This is a genomic window from Rodentibacter sp. Ppn85 (assembly GCF_001999335.1).
Classification (GTDB): domain Bacteria; phylum Pseudomonadota; class Gammaproteobacteria; order Enterobacterales; family Pasteurellaceae; genus Rodentibacter.
In genome coordinates, this window is the sequence record NZ_MLHS01000037.1 from 33,318 (window position 1) to 51,429 (window position 18,112).

The following is an 18,112-nucleotide window of genomic DNA, read 5'->3' on the forward strand; positions in this document are numbered from 1 at the left end:
TCGATTATTCTGATTGTGTCCCGGTTTCTTCCGTAGCTTCTACAGGCTGCACATTATGGTGATTATTATTGTGATGAGAAACGGAACGCGCCGGTACGACGGTAGAAATTGCATGCTTATACACCATTTGGTTTACGGTGTTTTTTAACAAAATTACAAACTGATCGAAGGATTCAATTTGCCCTTGTAATTTAATTCCGTTCACAAGATAAATTGATACGGGAATACGCTCGCGACGTAACGCATTTAAATAAGGATCTTGTAAAGATTGTCCTTTTGCCATTTTGCTATCCTTTGTGTTGTCGTTATTATGAAATCATGATAGAAACGAGTTGTCTCCGAGTCCAAATATAACAATAAATGCCAAATTTGTCTATTTGCTTTCCCGTAACTTTTTCAATACTGCTTTTATTTTTTCATCAAGCGGTGCATTAAAGCGTAAGGTTTCGCCTGTTTTGGGATGTTCAAAGCGAATAGAGAAAGCGTGTAAAAATAGGCGGTTTAAGCCAAATACTTGTATTTGTGCATCAAAATCCTTATCTCCGTATTTATTATCTAATGCAATGGGATGACCGGCATATTGAGTATGCACGCGGATTTGATGGGTTCGTCCGGTGACCGGTGAGGCTTTTATCAGGGTTGCGTTAGCATAACGTTCCTCAATAGAAAAACGTGTCTCGGAAGGTTTACCTTGTTCACTTACACGCACGATACGTTCTCCGCCGGTAAGTTCATTTTTTAGCAACGGAGCTTTTACCACTTTAACATGCGATTGCCATTGTCCTCGTACCAGTGCCAAATAATCCTTTTGCACGGTTTTAAGGCGCAGTTGTTCGTGTAGGTTGCGTAATGCCGAACGTTTCTTTGCGATTAACAAAATGCCTGAAGTATCGCGATCTAAACGATGAATGAGTTCTAAAAAACGTGCTTCGGGGCGTAATGTCCGTAAGGCTTCAATTACGCCGAAGTTTAAGCCGCTACCGCCGTGCACAGCAATGCCTGAGGGTTTATTTAATATGATTAAATGATCGTCCTCAAATAAAATTTTATGTTCAAGCTCCGCAACTTTATTTAAATTCTTAGAGACTGGCGGATTATTTTTTTCCGTTGTACGTACAGGCGGTAAGCGCACTACATCACCGCTCTGCAATTTATATTCCGGTTTAATCCGCCCTTTATTTACCCGTACTTCCCCCTTACGTACAATGCGATAAATCAAACTTTTCGGCACGCCTTTTAGTTTTGCCAACAGATAATTATCAATGCGCTGACCGGCTTCGTCTTCACTAATTGTGAGCATTTTTACAGAGGAGTTGATGATATTTTCTTTTTGTACAGTCATTTTTTCACCTTTTGAAAAGTGGGACAAATCATATCATAAAATCCTTATCTAGGGTAATTATGACCTTGCTAATTTATCGGTTTCTATGGATAATAGAGCGTCTTTTTGCGCCTAAAATATTAGGTGGGGAAATGATACATTTTGTTGGTGGAAACTCAATGCGGCATTTGGCATAAGACATTGATAATCAACATTTTCTTGAAAATAAACAAGCCGCTTGTAACGCGTGCGAAATATCGCGTTGTTTTATTAAACAATCCTTTTATCGTTTCATAACGTTATCAATGCACCCAGCAACATACAATCGTGAGATTGACTGGCGCGAGAAACACGAGGTCGATAACGAAGCAAAGTGCGGTTTATTTTTGAGGTATTTTTAAAAATTTTAAAAAGAGAATCGACAATGAAAAGAATGTTAATCAATGCGACTCAAAAAGAAGAGTTGCGTGTGGCGCTTGTTGACGGACAACGCCTTTTTGACTTGGATATTGAAAGTCCGGGACATGAACAAAAGAAAGCAAATATTTACAAAGGGAAAATTACCCGAGTAGAACCAAGCCTTGAAGCAGCTTTTGTAGATTATGGTGCGGAACGCCACGGTTTTTTACCTTTAAAAGAGATTGCACGAGAATATTTCCCGGCGGATTATGTGTTCCAAGGGCGTCCTAATATTCGTGATATTTTGAGTGAAGGACAAGAAGTTATTGTTCAAGTAAATAAAGAAGAGCGCGGTAATAAAGGCGCTGCGCTGACAACCTTTGTTTCCCTTGCCGGCAGTTATTTGGTGATTATGCCTAACAATCCGCGTGCGGGTGGGATTTCTCGTCGTATTGAAGGTGATGAACGCCTAGAATTAAAAGAAGCGCTAAGTTCATTAGATGTGCCGGAAGGGGGGGGCTTAATCGTTCGTACTGCGGGCGTAGGTAAATCGCCGGAAGAATTACAATGGGACTTAAAAGTTTTATTACATCACTGGGAAGCGATTAAACAAGCCTCGCAAAGCCGACCTGCACCGTTTTTAATTCATCAAGAAAGTGATGTGATAGTACGTGCAATTCGCGATTATTTACGTCGTGATATTGGTGAAATTTTAATTGATAGCCCGAAGATCTTTGAAAAGGCGAAAGAGCATATCAAGTTGGTTCGTCCGGATTTTGTGAACCGTGTAAAATTATATCAAGGCGAAGTTCCTCTCTTTAGTCATTATCAAATTGAATCTCAAATTGAATCCGCATTTCAACGCGAAGTACGTTTACCGTCGGGCGGTTCAATAGTGATTGATGTAACGGAAGCCTTAACTGCGATTGATATTAACTCTGCACGTTCAACCCGTGGCGGTGATATTGAAGAAACCGCACTGAATACAAACCTTGAGGCGGCGGATGAAATTGCACGCCAACTACGTTTACGCGATTTAGGCGGATTAGTGGTTATCGACTTTATTGATATGACGCCAATCCGTCATCAACGCGAAGTCGAAAACCGAATTCGTGATGCGGTACGCCAAGATCGTGCCCGTATTCAAATTAGCCGTATTTCACGTTTTGGCCTGTTGGAGATGTCTCGTCAGCGTTTGAGTCCGTCACTTGGCGAGTCTTCCCATCATATTTGCCCGCGTTGTCAAGGAACGGGCAAAGTGCGTGATAACGAATCCCTTTCTTTATCAATTTTGCGTTTAATTGAAGAAGAGGCACTGAAAGAAAACACTAAGCAGGTTCATACCATTGTGCCGGTGCAAATCGCCTCTTATCTATTAAATGAAAAACGTAAAGCAATTAGTAGCATTGAGAAACGTCATGATGTTGATGTGATTGTTGTTCCAAATGAAGCTATGGAAACGCCTAATTTTAGCGTATTCCGTATGCGTGAAGGGGAAGAGCTTAATGAGTTAAGTTATAATTTGGCAAAAATCCATTGTGCACAGGATGATGTCACTGATGAACCATCGGTTGTACGAAATACTGAAGTGACGGTTGTTTCCGAGCTACCGGCAGTAGAAAGTGCGGCCCTATCACTTTCTATTTCCGAGGCCGCACCGACACCGTTAGAGCGTAAATCGAACGAGTTGTCGTTATTGGCAAAAATTATTGCAAAAATTAAAGCGTTATTTAGCCCCGAACCTGCTGTTGAGAAAAAAACAAAACACAATCGTAATGGCAATCGTCACCAACGCCGTTCTCAAGAGCGCCGTAATGTATCGCATCGTTCTAAATCAGAGAATGCGGCAGAGAAGGAAAATGCACCTTCTACGCGTGAGCGTAATCAACGTCGTTTACGTCGTAATTCCGTTGTAAATGAAAATCTGGCTGAAAGTGCGGTCAATTCTACACTTATTTCCGATCATTCTGATAATAAAGGTGATAAAGCAGAGCAGCCGGTGCAACAACGTCGTCAACGTCGTGATTTGCAGAAACGTGTACGCATTGATGAACATGTGGGTAGCGCACCTCATGCACCTGTACCGAACATTGAAATTGTTGAGGAAACGGTAGAAGCAGCATCAACTGAAATTACCCAAGTAGTAGAGGTTGAAGAGAAACAAAATCGTCAGGAACGTCAACGTCGTACACCACGTCATTTGCGCGTCAATAATCAACGTCGTCGCCGTCAAGAGCCTAAATCGCCAATGTCGCTGTCTTTCGCTGTTTTTTCTCCTGAATTGGCAAGTGGGAAAGTGTGGGTTGATTATTCGGCATTGAATGTGACAAAAGAAAATAATTTCCTATCTGTTGATGAATTGCTTGAGCAAGAAAAAACGAAGAAAGGATTTATTACGCCGGCTACCGGTATTATGATTGAAAATACTTCAGTGGAAGTGAAACCTGCTTTGGATTTTATTACGCAACCGGCAAATGAATCGGTACAGAAAAAAGTACAGGAATCATTGGAGCGTCTTAATGCGGAAAAAGTGCAAGAGCAAGATGAAGTTATTTCGAATAAGACGGCTGAAGTCGAAAATTTGGCTAAATTTGACCGCACTTATGAATTTTCAGGTCGTTTAGGCACGATTTCTTCGGTTACTCACACGAAGGCGGAAATGACGCTTGCAAAAGCCGGTGAAGAAATAGCAGAACCTTTCCCGATTGTTGAATGGATGGAATCTCGTTATTACTTCTACGGAAAAGGAGCCGCTGGGCATCATAGTGCGATTAGTCATGTGTATTCCGAGCCAACTCATGCAAAAGCGGAATAAATAAAAATTAAATTGGTACGAAAGTACCAATTTTTTACGTTTAAATTGAGTTAAAATTAATCACTCAAGAAAAAGACGCCTTTTTATTCTTGACGAGATTGGGGAAAAAACGTATTATTCTCCCCGCTTAAATCACGGAGGAATGGTCGAGTGGTTGAAGGCACCGGTCTTGAAAACCGGCGAGGGTTTACGCCCTCCGTGAGTTCGAATCTCACTTCCTCCGCCATCAAATTCAATAAATCCCTTAATCTTTCGGTTAAGGGATTTTTCTTTGTTATTTATCTGTTTTATTGTTGCTTTTTTGTTCGTCTTTAAAGGTTAAATATTCTTCTAATAAATCAATTGCTTCTTGGCATTTTTGACGGCGACATTTATAGCTATCGGCTAGTTCTTTCATTCTTTTTTGTTCAATAGAATCATTTTTCGTGTGAGCGAGATCTCGATATTGTTGATACAAATTATTCAGTTGCTCAAGTGCTTCGTAATATTTCTCCAAACGTTCACGAGGAGGTAGTTTATGGATACCATGCCGTGTTTTTTTTACAGCCGGATTTGGTTGCCGTTTTTGCCGAGTAAATACCGTATTGTTTCGATTTAGCGTTTCGGACAATGCGTTACATTGCTTGAACAAATGTTCTGTCATAAAGCGGTAATGATTTACATCATTAGAATTAAGCGATTTTATTCTTATCAGAGTTTGGTTAATTTCAGCAAAATAAAATGACAGGGTTTGCCCGTTTTCACTGAATAAAGTGCGGTCAAATTTCGTGAATATTTTTTCTTCAAGTTGGGCTGAATGGATTTGATAAAGCTGTTTAACCTTTTGTTCCAGCTTTTCAATGAGTTGTTGAATGAGCATAAAAAAATCCCCCGATGAGGGGGGGATTATAATCGTTAAAGATACATTGCCGCAATCCAACCGAATACCAACAATGGAATATTGTAGTGAATGAATGTCGGCACAACTGAATCCCAAATGTGATCGTGTTTACCGTCTGTATTCAATCCTGAGGTCGGCCCTAAGGTGGAGTCGGAAGCGGGAGAACCTGCATCACCAAGTGCCGCAGCCACGCCCACAATTGACACGGTTGCCAACGGTGAGAAACCAAAGGAGAGACAAAGTGGTACGTATATTGAGGTGATAATCGGTACGGTAGAGAAAGAAGAGCCTATTCCCATCGTGATTAATAAACCGACAATCAACATCAGAAACGCGGCTAAGCCCTTACTTTGAATTGCGCCATTACTGAGGCTCTGCACCAAATCCGTTACGCCAGTGGTGGCATTAATTACATTTGCAAAGCCTGAGGCGGCAATCATCACAAAGCCGATCATAGCCATTAAACGCAAACCTTGTTGGAAAATATCATTACTTTCTTTGAGTTTGAAAATACCGAATAGGGCAAAGACCGTTAAACCGACTAAACCGCCAATAATTGTCGACTTGGTAACAAGTTGTGTTACAAAAGTTGCAAAAATTGCAATCAGGCTTGCTGTAATTTGTTTTGGTTTAATATTTGCAATATGTGCTTCAATTTCTTTTGTTGTTGATTCTTCAATAAGAACGTTGTATGTGCGAGGTTTGCGATAAGTGATAAATACGGCGGTTAATAAACCTAAGATCATACCGATTACCGGTAGTAACATTGCAAGAGAAACTTGCGCGATATCTGTTTGCAAACCAAGATTTGCGCCTGCTTGATTGATATTTTTTACTAAGATACTTTCAATAAAAATTTTACCAAAACCCACTGGTAGCAACATATAAGTTGCGGTTAAACCGAAAGTGAGTACGCAAGCAACAGCACGGCGATCAATGTTTAAACGATTAAAAATTGAAAGCAATGGCGGCACGACAATTGGGATAAAGGCGATGTGAACGGGTAGCAGGTTTTGGGATGAAATAGAAAACAAGGCTAACATGCCGAAAATTAAATATTTTAACCATGCAAGATTGTTACTTGTCGGTGTTCTATTTATTTTTGTGATGATTTTATAGGCGATTAAATCTGTAATACCGGATTTGGAAATCGCGATCGCGAAAGCACCGAGCATGGCGTAGTTCATTGCGACTTCGGCACCACCGCCCAACCCGCCGGTGAAGGCTTTGATGGTTTTCGTTAAATCAAGACCTCCGCATAAACCGGCTGTGAGTGCGGCAATGACTAGAGCGATAATAACATTAATACGTAGCAAGCTGAGTGTCAGCAAAACGATAATTGAGATAACAACGGGATTTGATAACATTGTGTTTTTCCTTATAAATTAATATGCAAATTGAATTGGTTAATTTTATTGAATATGTAATGTCGATGGTCAGTGCTCCTCTAATCATAAAATAACCCCCCGAAAGTTGCCTTCCGAGGGGTAAGATTTTTACTATCCTGTCTGCTCGGAAGAAATCTTCCAAGCACACCAAAAACCTGAAAGATTATTCAGTTAAATGGTGGCGATGATGGCGACGGATTACGTTCATTTTAAATCTCCAAATAAGAATTACCGTCTAAACTACTGTAAAACGGGAAGAATTGCAACTTAATTTAAAAAAATAAAGTGCGGTTATTTTTTACTTCATTTTTTCATTGTGCGGCAATATGCGGAAAACCGCCTAAATTTTTTAAATGATTTACCATATAGCAAAATAATTCTGCGGTACGTTCCGTATCATAGAGGGCGGAATGAGCTTGTTTTCCATCAAAAGGAATATTGGCGGCTTGACAGGCTTTTACTAATACCGTTTGACCAAACATTAAGCCTGCCAGACTTGCCGTATCGAACATGCCGAAAGGATGAAACGGATTGCGTTTCACACCGGTGCGTTCTGCCGCCGCCATTACGAAACTTTGATCAAAGGTTGCATTATGAGCTACGATGATAGAACGTTGGCAGTCAGCCTCTTTTTGCCCTCGGCGAACCATTTGAAACAATCTGGTAATTGCCTCTAACTCTGGTACGGCACGACGCAATGGGTTATGAACATCAATGCCGTTAAATTTCAATGATTCCGGATTGATATTTGCTCCTTCAAAAGGTTCGATATGAAAATGGCATTTTTGATCAGGGTGTAAATAGCCGTTTTCATCCATTTTTAACGTAATTGCTGCTAATTCTAATAAGGCATCTTTTTTGGCATCAAAACCTGCGGTTTCCACATCAATGATGACAGGAAAATAACCGCGAAAACGATTTTTTAATTGATTGTGATGAGGAATTTCTTGAGAGTCGGACATTATTCATCCTTAAAAAATAAAATAACGCAGGTGAACCTACATTATTAAAACATTGTAGAAAATGACCGCACTTTTTAATTACCCAGTCCGGCTTTTGCGTTTTTATTTTCAATAAATTCAATTTTGTAACCGTCGGGATCTTCTATGAAGGCAATTACGGTGTTACCCCCCTTTACCGGACCGGGTTCACGGGTTACTTTACCGCCGTTTGAACGCACGGATTCGCAGGTTGCATAAATATCATCCACACCAATCGCAATATGTCCGTATGCAGTACCAAGTTCATATTCCGTTACTCCCCAATTATAAGTCAGTTCAATAACCGAGGATTTATCTTCATCATCATAGCCCAAAAATGCTAAGGAATATTTGTATTCGGGATTTTCACTGGTACGCAATAAACGCATTCCTAATACGTCTTGATAAAACTTAATTGAGCGCTCTAAATCACTTACTCGTAACATAGTGTGTAAAATTCGCATGGGTTTAATCCTTTTTGAACGGGGAAACAAACGGGCCGATTATGTCATAAATTGAGTAATAAATCAGTAAAAGCTATTAATAAAGAATAATCTTTTTGAAATTATTAGGATGAAAAATGACATTATTTGATTTAAAACAAAATAGTTAAACAGTACAAATGTTACACTTCGCCGCCTATCTTGTACTGATGTTCATTTCAAATGTGTTAGTAACAAAACACAAATCTTTTGTTTCAATCAGTGTGTTTAAATCTTACCTATAAGGTGTTTGTATGTTTTCTTTTTTAAAAGCCTCTCCGCCGGCTCCGCGAATTGATAGTTCTAGAACCGATTCTGAATATAAAAAATTGCGTTGGCAAGTTTTTGCGGGGGTATTCATCGGTTATGCTGCGTATTATCTTATTCGCAAAAACTTTTCTCTCGCAATTCCTTATTTAATTGATGAATATGGTTTTACTAAAGCTGACCTAGGGACTGTAGGTGTTGCATTATCACTTGCTTATGGTTTTAGTAAGTTCATTATGGGAAATGTATCCGACCGGAGTAATCCAAAATATTTTATTACTATCGGTTTACTTGGTTCTGCTGTGGTGAGTTTGATTTTTGGTTTAGTGCCGGCAGTATTAGCTTCCATTCCGTTAATGATCATTTTAGCTGCCTTAAACGGTTGGTTTCAGGGAATGGGATATCCGCCGGGTGCAAAAACTATGACTAACTGGTTTTCCGTGTCTGAGCGTGGTGTTTGGTGGAGTTGGTGGAATATATCTCACAATTTGGGGGGCGGTTTAATCGGTCCGTTGGCGCTCCTGGGGTTAGCAATTTTTGGTACATGACAATCTCTATTTTATTTGCCTGCATTAATTGCCATACTGTTGGCTTTCATTATGTTTAGGCTCATGCATGACACCCCAGAATCTCAAGGTTTACCTCCGGTTGATGAATGGAAAGGTGAAAAAATCGTACAGCATGTTGAGTCTGCACATACGCTTTCTTCTAAAGATATTTTCAAAAAATATATCATCAATAATAAGTTTTTATGGTCAATTGCCATTGCGAACGTTTTTGTGTATTTCATTCGTTACGGCATTATTGATTGGGCTCCAACATACTTAAAAGAAGTGAAACATTTTTCTGTGGATAAACAGAGTTGGGCATATTTCTTATATGAATATGCGGGTATTTTCGGTATGTTAGCCAGTGGTTATTTAAGTGATAAAGTATTCAAGGGGCATCGAGCGCCACCAATGTTATTATTTTTAACCGGCGTATTAATCGCAATTATTGTTTATTGGAAAAACCCGGCAGGTAACCCGTTAGTTGATAATATTTGTCTTGTTGCAATTGGTTTCTTAATTTATGGGCCGGTGATGATGATAGGGTTACAGGCTGCGGATTTAGTACCGCGTATAGCGACAGGTACGGCTACAGGTTTAACCGGTTTGTTCGGTTATTTATTGGGATCTGCAAGCGCTGGTTATGTAATGGGTAAACTGGTTGATTTGTTTGGATGGGACGGTGGTTTTTATGCGCTGATTGTGTCTTGTTTCTTAGGATTCCTGTTTATTGCATTCACCTTATTTCATAAACCAAATGTATCGAACTAATTCTTAGTTTTTCTATAACAAGCGCTCATTTTCAAACTTATGTAAAATTGAGCGCTTTTTTATTTCACTATTTCACCGCCACCATTGAACCAAAATTAAAACATTGGAACCAAAGCTCAACTTGTGAAAACCCTACATTTTTTAACCGCACTTTGTGGGTTTCAATACTATCCGTACGCATCACATTTTCCAAGGCGGTACGCTTTTGACTCACTTCCAGTTCGCTGTAACCGTTGGCTCTCTTAAATTGGTGATGTAAATTAATCAGTAATTCATTCACCTTTTCATCTTCAAAACGGAATTTTTCTGAAAGCACTAAAACACCATTAGGATTTAAGCCGTGGTAAATTTTTGTGAGTAATGCTATGCGATCTTCGGGCGGTAGAAATTGCAGGGTGAAATTTAAAATTACCATGGAGGCATTTTTGATTTCTACGTGGCGAATATCGTCACATAAAATTTCTACAGGCACATCGCTATGATAGGCGGTAACATGTTGGCGACAGCGTTCTACCATTGGCTGGGAATTATCAATGCCAATAATTTTTACATTTGAGTGATGAATGTTACGACGTACGGAAAGGGTTGCGGCTCCTCTCGAGCAGCCGAGATCGTAAACATTGCTGTTTGCCGTCACAAAGCGTTCGGCAAGCATACCGATGGCCGTAATAATATTGGAATAACCGGGAATAGAGCGTTGGATCATATCAGGAAAGGCTTCGGCAACGCTTTCGTCAAAAGTAAAATCGCCAAGTTTTTCAATAGGAGCGGAGAAAAGGGTATCTTTTTGCATATCATTTTGAAGAGAGTTAAAAGTGCGGTTATTTTAGAGAAAGTTTTGCTAGGCGCAAATAAATTTCTGTTTCCAATTTAAAAGCAACATCAATTTCCGTATAATCAACGAGTTAATTTCAGAATATAAAAAGGAATATAAAAAATGATGCGTACACATTATTGCGGTGCGTTAAACCGCTCTCACGTTGGCGAGCAAGTCACGTTAAGTGGCTGGGTTCACCGGGTGCGTAACCTGGGCCGTTTTATTTTTATGCAAATTCGTGACCGTGAGGGGATCGTGCAAGTCTTTTTCGATGAAAAAGACGAGGCGCTGTTTAAGATTGCTAGTGGCTTGCGTGCGGAAGCCTGCGTGCAAATTCAAGGCGAAGTGATTGCCCGTGATGAATCGCAAATCAATAAAGAAATGGCAACGGGCGAAATTGAAGTGCTTGTCAAAGCGGTGTTAGTCTATAACAATGCGGAGGTGTTACCGCTCGATTTCAACCAAAATAATACCGAAGAGCAGCGTTTAAAATACCGTTATTTAGATTTACGCCGTCCGGAAATGGCGGAGCGCTTGAAAACCCGTGCCAAAATTACCAGTTTTGTGCGCCGTTTTATGGATGATAACGGCTTCCTTGATATTGAAACCCCAATGCTCACTAAAGCCACGCCGGAAGGTGCGCGGGATTATTTAGTGCCGAGCCGTGTACATAAAGGCAAATTTTATGCCCTGCCGCAATCGCCGCAGCTTTTCAAACAGCTTTTGATGATGTCGGGTTTTGACCGTTATTACCAAATCGTCAAATGTTTCCGTGATGAAGATTTACGCGCCGACCGTCAGCCGGAATTTACCCAAATCGATGTGGAAACCACCTTTATGACTGCACCAGAGGTGCGTGCGATGATGGAAAAAATGATCCGTGGTTTATGGCAGGATCGCCTGAATGTGGATTTGGGCGAGTTTCCGCAAATGACTTTTGCGGAAGCGATGAAACGTTACGGTTCAGATAAACCCGATCTACGCAACCCGTTAGAATTAGTTGATGTGGCGGATATTCTCAAAGACGTTGAATTTAAAGTATTTAAAGAGCCTGCCAACGATCCTGAAGGGCGTGTGGCGGTGCTCCGTGTGCCGAACGGGGCAGAAATCACCCGAAAACAGATCGACGAATATACCCAATTTGTCGGCATTTATGGTGCAAAAGGCTTGGCGTGGGCGAAAGTGAATGACGTAAACGCAGGGCTTGCCGGTTTACAAAGCCCGATTGCGAAGTTCTTAAATGACGAGGTGGTAAATGCCTTGTTAGCCCGTGTGAATGCCGAAAACGGCGATATTCTCTTCTTCGGCGCAGATAAAGCGAAAATTGTCACCGACGCAATGGGGGCGCTGCGCTTGAAAGTGGGACGTGATTTAAATCTGACTGATCTCACCGCTTGGAAACCGCTTTGGGTGGTGGATTTCCCAATGTTTGAAAAAGACGATGAGGGGAATTGGTCGGCAATGCACCACCCGTTCACCTCACCGAAAGATTTAACGCCGGAACAGTTAATGGCTGATCCGCAAGGGGCGGTGGCAAATGCCTACGATATGGTGATCAACGGTTATGAAGTGGGCGGCGGATCAGTGCGGATTTTCGATCCGAAAATGCAGCAAACCGTGTTCAATATCTTAGGCATTAATGAGGACGAACAAAAAGAGAAATTCGGCTTCTTATTGGATGCGCTCAAATACGGTACACCGCCGCACGCTGGCCTTGCTTTTGGCTTAGACCGCTTAACAATGCTTATTACCGGCACGGAAAATATCCGAGACGTGATCGCCTTCCCGAAAACCACCGCGGCGGCGTGTTTGATGACCGAAGCACCAAGTTTTGCGAATCCGCAGGCGTTGAGCGAGTTAGCCATTAGCGTAACGGCAAAAACAGAGTAGGCATCTAACCTGAGCTTATCCTCAATTGAGGATAAGCTCAATTTTTTAAAGGGGGTATAAAATGAAAAAATATTGGTGGGTAAACCAAAGTACTAAAAAAGGATATGCACAAAATAAAATTATATGGGCTCCAGAAAAAAATAAGCAAGGAAATAGAGTTCCACATTGGGATTCGTTATTTGATGCCAATATAGGAGATGAAGTCATTCACTATACAGATGGGTATATTGTTGGTATTAGTCAAGTTATTGGAAAAGCTAAAAAAGCAAGTAATCCTTATCCAGATAATCTTCAATGGGGCATTAATGGAAAACAACTTACTATAGAATATTACGAAATAAACCCAATTCATAAAGAAGCTATTCATCTAAACATTAGAAAAGATGATAAATCGGTATTTGATAAGAATGGACATGTTAAACAAGGGTATTTTTTCTTGATTGATGATATGTTGCAGCAAGAAATTAAGAAGCTATTAGAAAAGAATAATCACGAAGCCCTTTAAATCACGGATTTTAGGGGCTTTCTGTTAAATGCAAGCGGTGACATTCCCTTGAAATAATGCAAAAAATAAAATGACACTACAAACCGATCAACACTGGTTGGTAGAATATGATAAACGTCGGCAGTGGTATGACTATCATCCCGTTATTCGGTTGAGTTTTTTAACAGCGGAGGTCGGATAAATACCAACTTGATCTGGCGGAGATAATGCAAGACAATCAACAAAAATTGCAACGGCGTTTGGAGGAGACAGAATGAATATTACCGTTTATTGCGGTGCGAGTTTGGGCAATGATCCGGTTTATCAGGCTTCGGCGGTACGTTTGGGCAAATGGATCGCCGCCAATCGGCATACGTTAATTTACGGTGGCGGGCGAGCGGGGCTGATGGGCGTGATTGCCGACACCGTACTGGCTGAAGGCGGTAAGGTTATCGGCGTTATCCCGACTTTTTTGCAAGCGAGGGAATTGGCTCATCGCGGCTTAACCCAGTTGATCACGGTAGAGACGATGCAGGCGCGTAAGAAAAAGATGATTGAGCTGGGCGATGCGTATATCGCCTTAGCCGGCGGGCCGGGGACGCTAGAGGAAATTAGCGAAGTGATTTCGTGGGCGAGAATCGGGCAAAACCCGAACCCGTGTATTTTATTTAATCAGAATGACTATTATCAGCCGCTGAAAATGGTATTTGAACAGATGGTGAAATACGCTTTTCTCACGGAGGAGGATTATCAAAAAATCTTATTTTCCGATGATTTAGAGGAAATCGCCCGCTTTATTGCCACCTATCAAGCCCCTGAGATTAGATGTTATTAAATGAAGTATAAAAATCCCTATTCCGTGTTAGTGCTGATCTATGCCCAAAGTAGCGGGCGAGTGCTAATGCTTCAACGTCAAGATGATCCGACTTTTTGGCAATCGGTAACCGGGACGATTGAAACCGGCGAGCAGCCGTTTCAGACCGCGCGACGAGAAGTAAAAGAAGAAACGGGCATTGATATTGCCGCACAAAATTTAACGCTCGTCGATTGTCGGTTTAAGATAGAATTTGAAATTTTCCCGCAATTCCGCTATAAATACGCCCCGCATATTCGCCATTGCCAAGAGCATTGGTTTTTACTGGCGGTCAATGACGAAATTTCCCCTGTATTAAGCGAACATTTGAGTTTTCAATGGCTCTCACCGCTACAGGCGGCACAACTGACGAAATCTCCGAATAATCGTTTGGTGATTGAACGTTATTTACTCAATAAAAAGGGTGAATGCTGAAATGTTGAGGCGAAAGAGCGGTCGGTTACGGACGATTTTTTGCAATATCGGTAGGGCGAGGTGAGTGATCGCCCGTTAAATAGTCAAGAACATAAAAACATCAATAAGGAAACAAAATGGCAGGTCATAGTAAGTGGGCTAACATTAAACACCGCAAAGCGGCACAAGATGCGCAACGCGGGAAAATTTTTACCAAATTAATTCGTGAATTGGTGACTGCCGCAAAATTAGGCGGCGGCGATGTATCGGCAAACCCACGTCTGCGTGCGGCGGTGGATAAAGCCTTATCCAGCAATATGACGCGGGATACGATTAACCGTGCGATTGAACGGGGCGTCGGCGGTGGCGATGACACCAATATGGAAACAAAAGTGTACGAAGGTTACGGTCCGGGTGGAACTGCTGTGATGGTTGAGTGTCTAAGCGACAACGCAAACCGGACAATCTCTCAAGTTCGCCCAAGTTTTACCAAATGTGGCGGAAATTTAGGCACGGAAGGATCGGTCGGCTATCTCTTTAGTAAAAAAGGCTTGATTTTGATCGGGGCCGCGGATGAAGACGCTTTAACGGAAGCTGCGATTGAAGCGGGCGCAGACGATATTCAGCCGCAAGAAGACGGTAGTTTTGAGATTTATACCGCTTGGGAAGAATTAGGAACGGTGCGTGACGGTATTGAAGGGGCGGGCTTTAAAGTGGAGTCTGCCGAAGTGACAATGATCCCTTCAACAACAGTCAATCTAGACGCGGAAACCGCACCGAAATTATTAAAGCTGATCGATATGCTTGAAGAATGTGACGATGTACAAAACGTCTATCACAATGGCGAGATCAGCGATGAGGTTGCCGCATTACTTTAGTTTTTTTTACTCAAAGGAGTTCAAATGAAATTAATGAAATTTGCCCCAGCACTTGCAGCGGCGTTGGTATTATCGGCTTGTTCAACGGCGTCTGATGTGGTTTCTAGCACAACGAATGCAGTAAGTAAAACCACAGATGCCGTAGTAGATGGCGTATCGCAAGCCGCCACAACGGTAAAAGACGGCGTATCCGGTGCAGTGAAAACCGTCACCGATAAATTTGATACAACCACAAAATCCGTGGTTTACCTTTGCCAAAACAATACGTTGGTGACCGCTACCTATGGTTTTGAAGGTGAAAAAGCGAAAAGTGTGAACTTGACCGTCGGCAAAAAAATCATTAAAGGTTTAGCGGTAAATGAAAAAGCACCTAACCCGGTGACGTTTGAGTCTAAAACTCACCGTTGGAATGCGGATGAGGCTTTCTCATTGAAGACATTTGACAAATCAGAGTCGGTGATGCTGACCCAATTAGGTAAGAAAACCGATACGATTTTAGCGAAAAACTGCCGTATTGATGAGGCAGCGACCGCTAAATTGAATAAATAATCGAGTTGAACGTTTTAAGGGACACTTTGTGTGTCCCTCTTTATTTTGGGTAGGATGTTGAGCAGACAATGGCGATTATTTTAGGCATCGATCCGGGCTCAAGGGTAACGGGGTACGGCGTTATACGGCAAACAGGTCGGCAGTTAGATTATCTGGGGAGCGGTGCAATTCGCACGGCGGTAGAGGATTTACCCGGTCGTTTAAAGCGTATTTATGCCGGTGTGAGCGAAATTATTCAGCAATTTCAGCCGGATATGTTTGCGATTGAACAAGTCTTTATGGCAAAAAATGCGGATTCCGCACTGAAACTGGGGCAGGCAAGGGGCACGGCGATTGTCGCTGCGGTAAATCACGACTTGCCGGTATTTGAGTATGCGGCGAGATTAGTGAAACAAACGGTGGTCGGTATCGGATCGGCGGATAAAGTGCAGGTACAGGAAATGGTCAGCCGCATTTTGCAACTCTCGGCTAAGCCGCAAGCCGATGCGGCCGATGCGTTAGCGATTGCGATTACTCACGCCCATTCTATGAGTCATTCTTTGCATATTGCTAGTTCTGCAAAGATAGTGGAAACTCAAGAAAAAATTACCGCACTTTTAAAAACACGTTATAGCCGAGGGCGTTTTCGGTTAAAGAAATAACTGGATGTTCGTCCAGTTTTATTTTATTCTATGCAAAACCTTTATGCTTATGGATAGATTATGATTGGTCGCTTAACAGGTATTCTATTAGAAAAACAACCTCCTGAAATTTTACTTGATGTGCAAGGCGTTGGCTATGAGTTACTTTTGCCGATGACGAGCTTTTATGCTTTACCTGAACTAGGACAGGAAACAACCTTGTTTACTCATCTTGCTGTTCGTGAAGATGCACATTTACTTTTTGGATTTGCACAAAAAACTGACCGCACTTTATTTCGTGAATTAATTAAAACCAATGGCGTTGGACCAAAATTGGCACTGGCAATTTTATCAGCAATGTCTGTCGAACAATTTGCTTATGCGATTGAGCATGAAGAGCTTTCCAAACTCGTTAAAATTCCAGGCGTCGGCAAAAAAACTGCAGAGCGTCTATTGGTTGAATTAAAGGGAAAATTTAAAGGTGTGAAACAAAATGATTTCTTTGAAAGTAAACATATATCTAGCGAGCTTTCGGCTGTTTCATATCAAGAAAACTCAGAAAATGAAGCAGTTTCGGCATTGATCGCATTAGGGTATAAACCAACGGACGCTGCAAAAATGGTTAAACGCGTGGTAAAACCGGAATTGAATAGCGAACAACTGATTCGTGAAGCCTTAAAAGCGGCGTTATAAGGGCAAGCGGATGATTGAAGCAGATAGAATTATTAGTAGTCAAGCTAAACTTGATGAAGACGTGATTGACCGTGCAATTCGTCCAAAATTACTGGCGGATTATGTTGGGCAGGCACAAGTATGCGAACAAATGGATATTTTTATTAAAGCGGCAAAATTACGCAAAGATGCTTTAGATCATTTGTTGATTTTCGGTCCTCCAGGGTTGGGTAAAACAACCCTTGCCAATATAGTGGCTAATGAAATGGGGGTGAATATTCGCACAACGTCAGGTCCTGTTTTAGAAAAAGCCGGTGATTTGGCCGCAATGCTGACTAATCTTGAACCCTATGATGTGTTGTTTATTGACGAAATTCATCGTCTTTCACCGGCTATTGAAGAAGTACTTTATCCGGCGATGGAAGATTACCAACTGGATATTATGATTGGGGAAGGTCCGGCGGCACGTTCTATCAAATTAGAGTTGCCTCCTTTTACTTTAGTAGGGGCAACAACGCGTGCCGGATCTTTAACTTCACCTTTACGTGATCGTTTTGGTATCGTACAGCGTTTAGAATTTTATTCGGTGGAAGATTTAACCTCGATTGTTGCTCGAAGTGCGGTTTGTTTAAACCTTGAATTGGAACAACAGGCTGCTTTTGAAGTTGCCCGCCGTTCTCGCGGTACGCCACGTATCGCAAATCGTTTATTACGCCGTGTGCGTGATTATGCTGATGTAAGAAATGGCGGGGTGATTTCTTTGGATATAGCGAAACAAGCGCTTTCAATGTTAGATGTTGATGATGCCGGCTTTGATTATTTAGACCGAAAATTATTGAGCGCTATAGTTGAGCGTTTTGATGGAGGCCCGGTTGGATTGGATAATTTGGCTGCGGCGATAGGCGAAGAGCGTGATACTATTGAAGATGTATTAGAACCTTATTTAATTCAAAAAGGTTTTTTACAACGTACTTCGCGAGGAAGGATTGCAACAGCACAAACTTATCGTCATTTCGGTTTGCAAAAACTAGTGACTTAGACAAATAAAAAAGACTTATTGAAAGTTTTCAATAAGTCTTTTTTA

At 41.5% G+C, this 18,112-nt stretch carries 17 protein-coding genes, 1 tRNA gene, 1 pseudogene and 1 other annotated feature; of the genes and pseudogenes, 12 read left to right on the plus strand and 7 right to left on the minus strand.

The window, feature by feature from the left end; all coding sequences use genetic code 11:
* Positions 1-4: 4 nt before the first annotated feature.
* Together hfq and rluC are read right to left on the minus strand one after the other, a co-directional pair.
* Positions 5-283 (minus strand): RNA chaperone Hfq, encoded by a 279-nt coding sequence (gene hfq / locus BKL51_RS06620; protein ID WP_059365662.1) that lies wholly within the window; start codon positions 281-283, stop codon positions 5-7.
* A gap of 90 nt (positions 284-373) precedes the next feature.
* The gene (gene rluC, locus BKL51_RS06625; protein ID WP_077465943.1) at positions 374-1,342 is read right to left on the minus strand and encodes a 23S rRNA pseudouridine(955/2504/2580) synthase RluC; all 969 of its coding nucleotides are present in this window, start codon (positions 1,340-1,342) and stop codon (positions 374-376) included.
* A gap of 403 nt (positions 1,343-1,745) precedes the next feature.
* On the opposite strand from rluC, the gene rne reads away from it, so the two are divergent.
* Positions 1,746-4,535, plus strand: a complete 2,790-nt coding sequence (gene rne, locus BKL51_RS06630; RefSeq protein WP_077465958.1) for a ribonuclease E — start codon at positions 1,746-1,748, stop codon at positions 4,533-4,535.
* Positions 4,536-4,671: 136 nt separating this feature from the next.
* Positions 4,672-4,761 (plus strand) — tRNA-Ser (locus BKL51_RS06635).
* Positions 4,762-4,809: 48 nt separating this feature from the next.
* Here BKL51_RS06635 and priC read toward each other — a convergent pair.
* The 4 genes from priC to gloA form a co-directional block, all read right to left on the minus strand.
* Positions 4,810-5,394 carry a primosomal replication protein PriC gene (gene priC, locus BKL51_RS06640; RefSeq protein WP_077465944.1) on the minus strand — a complete coding sequence of 195 codons (585 nt, stop codon included), beginning with the start codon at positions 5,392-5,394 and terminating at the stop codon, positions 4,810-4,812.
* A gap of 35 nt (positions 5,395-5,429) precedes the next feature.
* Complete coding sequence (locus BKL51_RS06645) at positions 5,430-6,782, minus strand: Na+/H+ antiporter family protein (RefSeq protein WP_077465945.1); 1,353 nt, start codon at positions 6,780-6,782, stop codon at positions 5,430-5,432.
* Positions 6,783-6,869: 87 nt separating this feature from the next.
* Positions 6,870-6,991: a sequence feature (His leader region), on the minus strand.
* Between the two features lie 123 nt (positions 6,992-7,114).
* Positions 7,115-7,765 (minus strand): ribonuclease T, encoded by a 651-nt coding sequence (gene rnt, locus BKL51_RS06650; protein WP_077465946.1) that lies wholly within the window; start codon positions 7,763-7,765, stop codon positions 7,115-7,117.
* Between the two features lie 74 nt (positions 7,766-7,839).
* Entirely contained in the window at positions 7,840-8,247 is a 408-nt protein-coding gene (gene gloA / locus BKL51_RS06655; protein ID WP_077465947.1) for a lactoylglutathione lyase, read from the minus strand.
* Positions 8,248-8,519: 272 nt separating this feature from the next.
* Between gloA and pgtP the strand changes: the two are divergent.
* A pseudogene (pgtP, locus tag BKL51_RS06660) lies at positions 8,520-9,851 on the plus strand (phosphoglycerate transporter protein PgtP).
* A 67-nt stretch (positions 9,852-9,918) separates the two neighbouring features.
* Here pgtP and cmoA read toward each other — a convergent pair.
* The gene (gene cmoA, locus BKL51_RS06665; RefSeq protein WP_077465948.1) at positions 9,919-10,644 is read right to left on the minus strand and encodes a carboxy-S-adenosyl-L-methionine synthase CmoA; all 726 of its coding nucleotides are present in this window, start codon (positions 10,642-10,644) and stop codon (positions 9,919-9,921) included.
* A 144-nt stretch (positions 10,645-10,788) separates the two neighbouring features.
* On the opposite strand from cmoA, the gene aspS reads away from it, so the two are divergent.
* The 9 genes from aspS (at position 10,789) to ruvB (ending at position 18,067) form a co-directional block, all read left to right on the plus strand.
* The gene (gene aspS / locus BKL51_RS06670) at positions 10,789-12,558 is read left to right on the plus strand and encodes an aspartate--tRNA ligase (protein WP_077465949.1); all 1,770 of its coding nucleotides are present in this window, start codon (positions 10,789-10,791) and stop codon (positions 12,556-12,558) included.
* 61 nt (positions 12,559-12,619) lie between these two features.
* Positions 12,620-13,063, plus strand: coding sequence for a hypothetical protein (locus BKL51_RS06675; protein ID WP_077465950.1), 444 nt, complete (start codon positions 12,620-12,622; stop codon positions 13,061-13,063).
* A 253-nt stretch (positions 13,064-13,316) separates the two neighbouring features.
* On the plus strand, positions 13,317-13,877 hold the full coding sequence (locus tag BKL51_RS06680; protein WP_077465951.1) for a TIGR00730 family Rossman fold protein: 561 nt from the start codon (positions 13,317-13,319) through the stop codon (positions 13,875-13,877).
* A complete protein-coding gene (nudB, locus tag BKL51_RS06685; RefSeq protein ID WP_077465952.1) occupies positions 13,878-14,330 on the plus strand; it encodes a dihydroneopterin triphosphate diphosphatase in 453 nt (150 codons plus the stop codon).
* Positions 14,331-14,446: 116 nt separating this feature from the next.
* Positions 14,447-15,187 (plus strand): YebC/PmpR family DNA-binding transcriptional regulator, encoded by a 741-nt coding sequence (locus tag BKL51_RS06690; RefSeq protein WP_077465953.1) that lies wholly within the window; start codon positions 14,447-14,449, stop codon positions 15,185-15,187.
* A 24-nt stretch (positions 15,188-15,211) separates the two neighbouring features.
* Positions 15,212-15,736 carry a hypothetical protein gene (locus BKL51_RS06695; protein WP_077465954.1) on the plus strand — a complete coding sequence of 175 codons (525 nt, stop codon included), beginning with the start codon at positions 15,212-15,214 and terminating at the stop codon, positions 15,734-15,736.
* 68 nt (positions 15,737-15,804) lie between these two features.
* A complete protein-coding gene (gene ruvC, locus BKL51_RS06700; RefSeq protein WP_077465955.1) occupies positions 15,805-16,377 on the plus strand; it encodes a crossover junction endodeoxyribonuclease RuvC in 573 nt (190 codons plus the stop codon).
* Positions 16,378-16,437: 60 nt separating this feature from the next.
* Complete coding sequence (ruvA, locus tag BKL51_RS06705; protein ID WP_077465956.1) at positions 16,438-17,049, plus strand: Holliday junction branch migration protein RuvA; 612 nt, start codon at positions 16,438-16,440, stop codon at positions 17,047-17,049.
* Positions 17,050-17,059: 10 nt separating this feature from the next.
* Positions 17,060-18,067, plus strand: coding sequence for a Holliday junction branch migration DNA helicase RuvB (ruvB, locus tag BKL51_RS06710; RefSeq protein WP_077465957.1), 1,008 nt, complete (start codon positions 17,060-17,062; stop codon positions 18,065-18,067).
* The last annotated feature ends 45 nt before the right edge of the window (positions 18,068-18,112 follow it).

Bases quoted from the DNA above. Each gene is read 5' to 3' on its own strand.
- hfq (WP_059365662.1), bottom strand. From the start codon at position 283: ATGGCAAAAGGACAATCTTTACAAGATCCTTATTTAAATGCGTTACGT.
- rluC (WP_077465943.1), bottom strand. From the start codon at position 1,342: ATGACTGTACAAAAAGAAAATATCATCAACTCCTCTGTAAAAATGCTC.
- rne (WP_077465958.1), top strand. From the start codon at position 1,746: ATGAAAAGAATGTTAATCAATGCGACTCAAAAAGAAGAGTTGCGTGTG.
- priC (WP_077465944.1), bottom strand. From the start codon at position 5,394: ATGCTCATTCAACAACTCATTGAAAAGCTGGAACAAAAGGTTAAACAG.
- BKL51_RS06645 (WP_077465945.1), bottom strand. From the start codon at position 6,782: ATGTTATCAAATCCCGTTGTTATCTCAATTATCGTTTTGCTGACACTC.
- rnt (WP_077465946.1), bottom strand. From the start codon at position 7,765: ATGTCCGACTCTCAAGAAATTCCTCATCACAATCAATTAAAAAATCGT.
- gloA (WP_077465947.1), bottom strand. From the start codon at position 8,247: ATGCGAATTTTACACACTATGTTACGAGTAAGTGATTTAGAGCGCTCA.
- cmoA (WP_077465948.1), bottom strand. From the start codon at position 10,644: ATGCAAAAAGATACCCTTTTCTCCGCTCCTATTGAAAAACTTGGCGAT.
- aspS (WP_077465949.1), top strand. From the start codon at position 10,789: ATGATGCGTACACATTATTGCGGTGCGTTAAACCGCTCTCACGTTGGC.
- BKL51_RS06675 (WP_077465950.1), top strand. From the start codon at position 12,620: ATGAAAAAATATTGGTGGGTAAACCAAAGTACTAAAAAAGGATATGCA.
- BKL51_RS06680 (WP_077465951.1), top strand. From the start codon at position 13,317: ATGAATATTACCGTTTATTGCGGTGCGAGTTTGGGCAATGATCCGGTT.
- nudB (WP_077465952.1), top strand. From the start codon at position 13,878: ATGAAGTATAAAAATCCCTATTCCGTGTTAGTGCTGATCTATGCCCAA.
- BKL51_RS06690 (WP_077465953.1), top strand. From the start codon at position 14,447: ATGGCAGGTCATAGTAAGTGGGCTAACATTAAACACCGCAAAGCGGCA.
- BKL51_RS06695 (WP_077465954.1), top strand. From the start codon at position 15,212: ATGAAATTAATGAAATTTGCCCCAGCACTTGCAGCGGCGTTGGTATTA.
- ruvC (WP_077465955.1), top strand. From the start codon at position 15,805: ATGGCGATTATTTTAGGCATCGATCCGGGCTCAAGGGTAACGGGGTAC.
- ruvA (WP_077465956.1), top strand. From the start codon at position 16,438: ATGATTGGTCGCTTAACAGGTATTCTATTAGAAAAACAACCTCCTGAA.
- ruvB (WP_077465957.1), top strand. From the start codon at position 17,060: ATGATTGAAGCAGATAGAATTATTAGTAGTCAAGCTAAACTTGATGAA.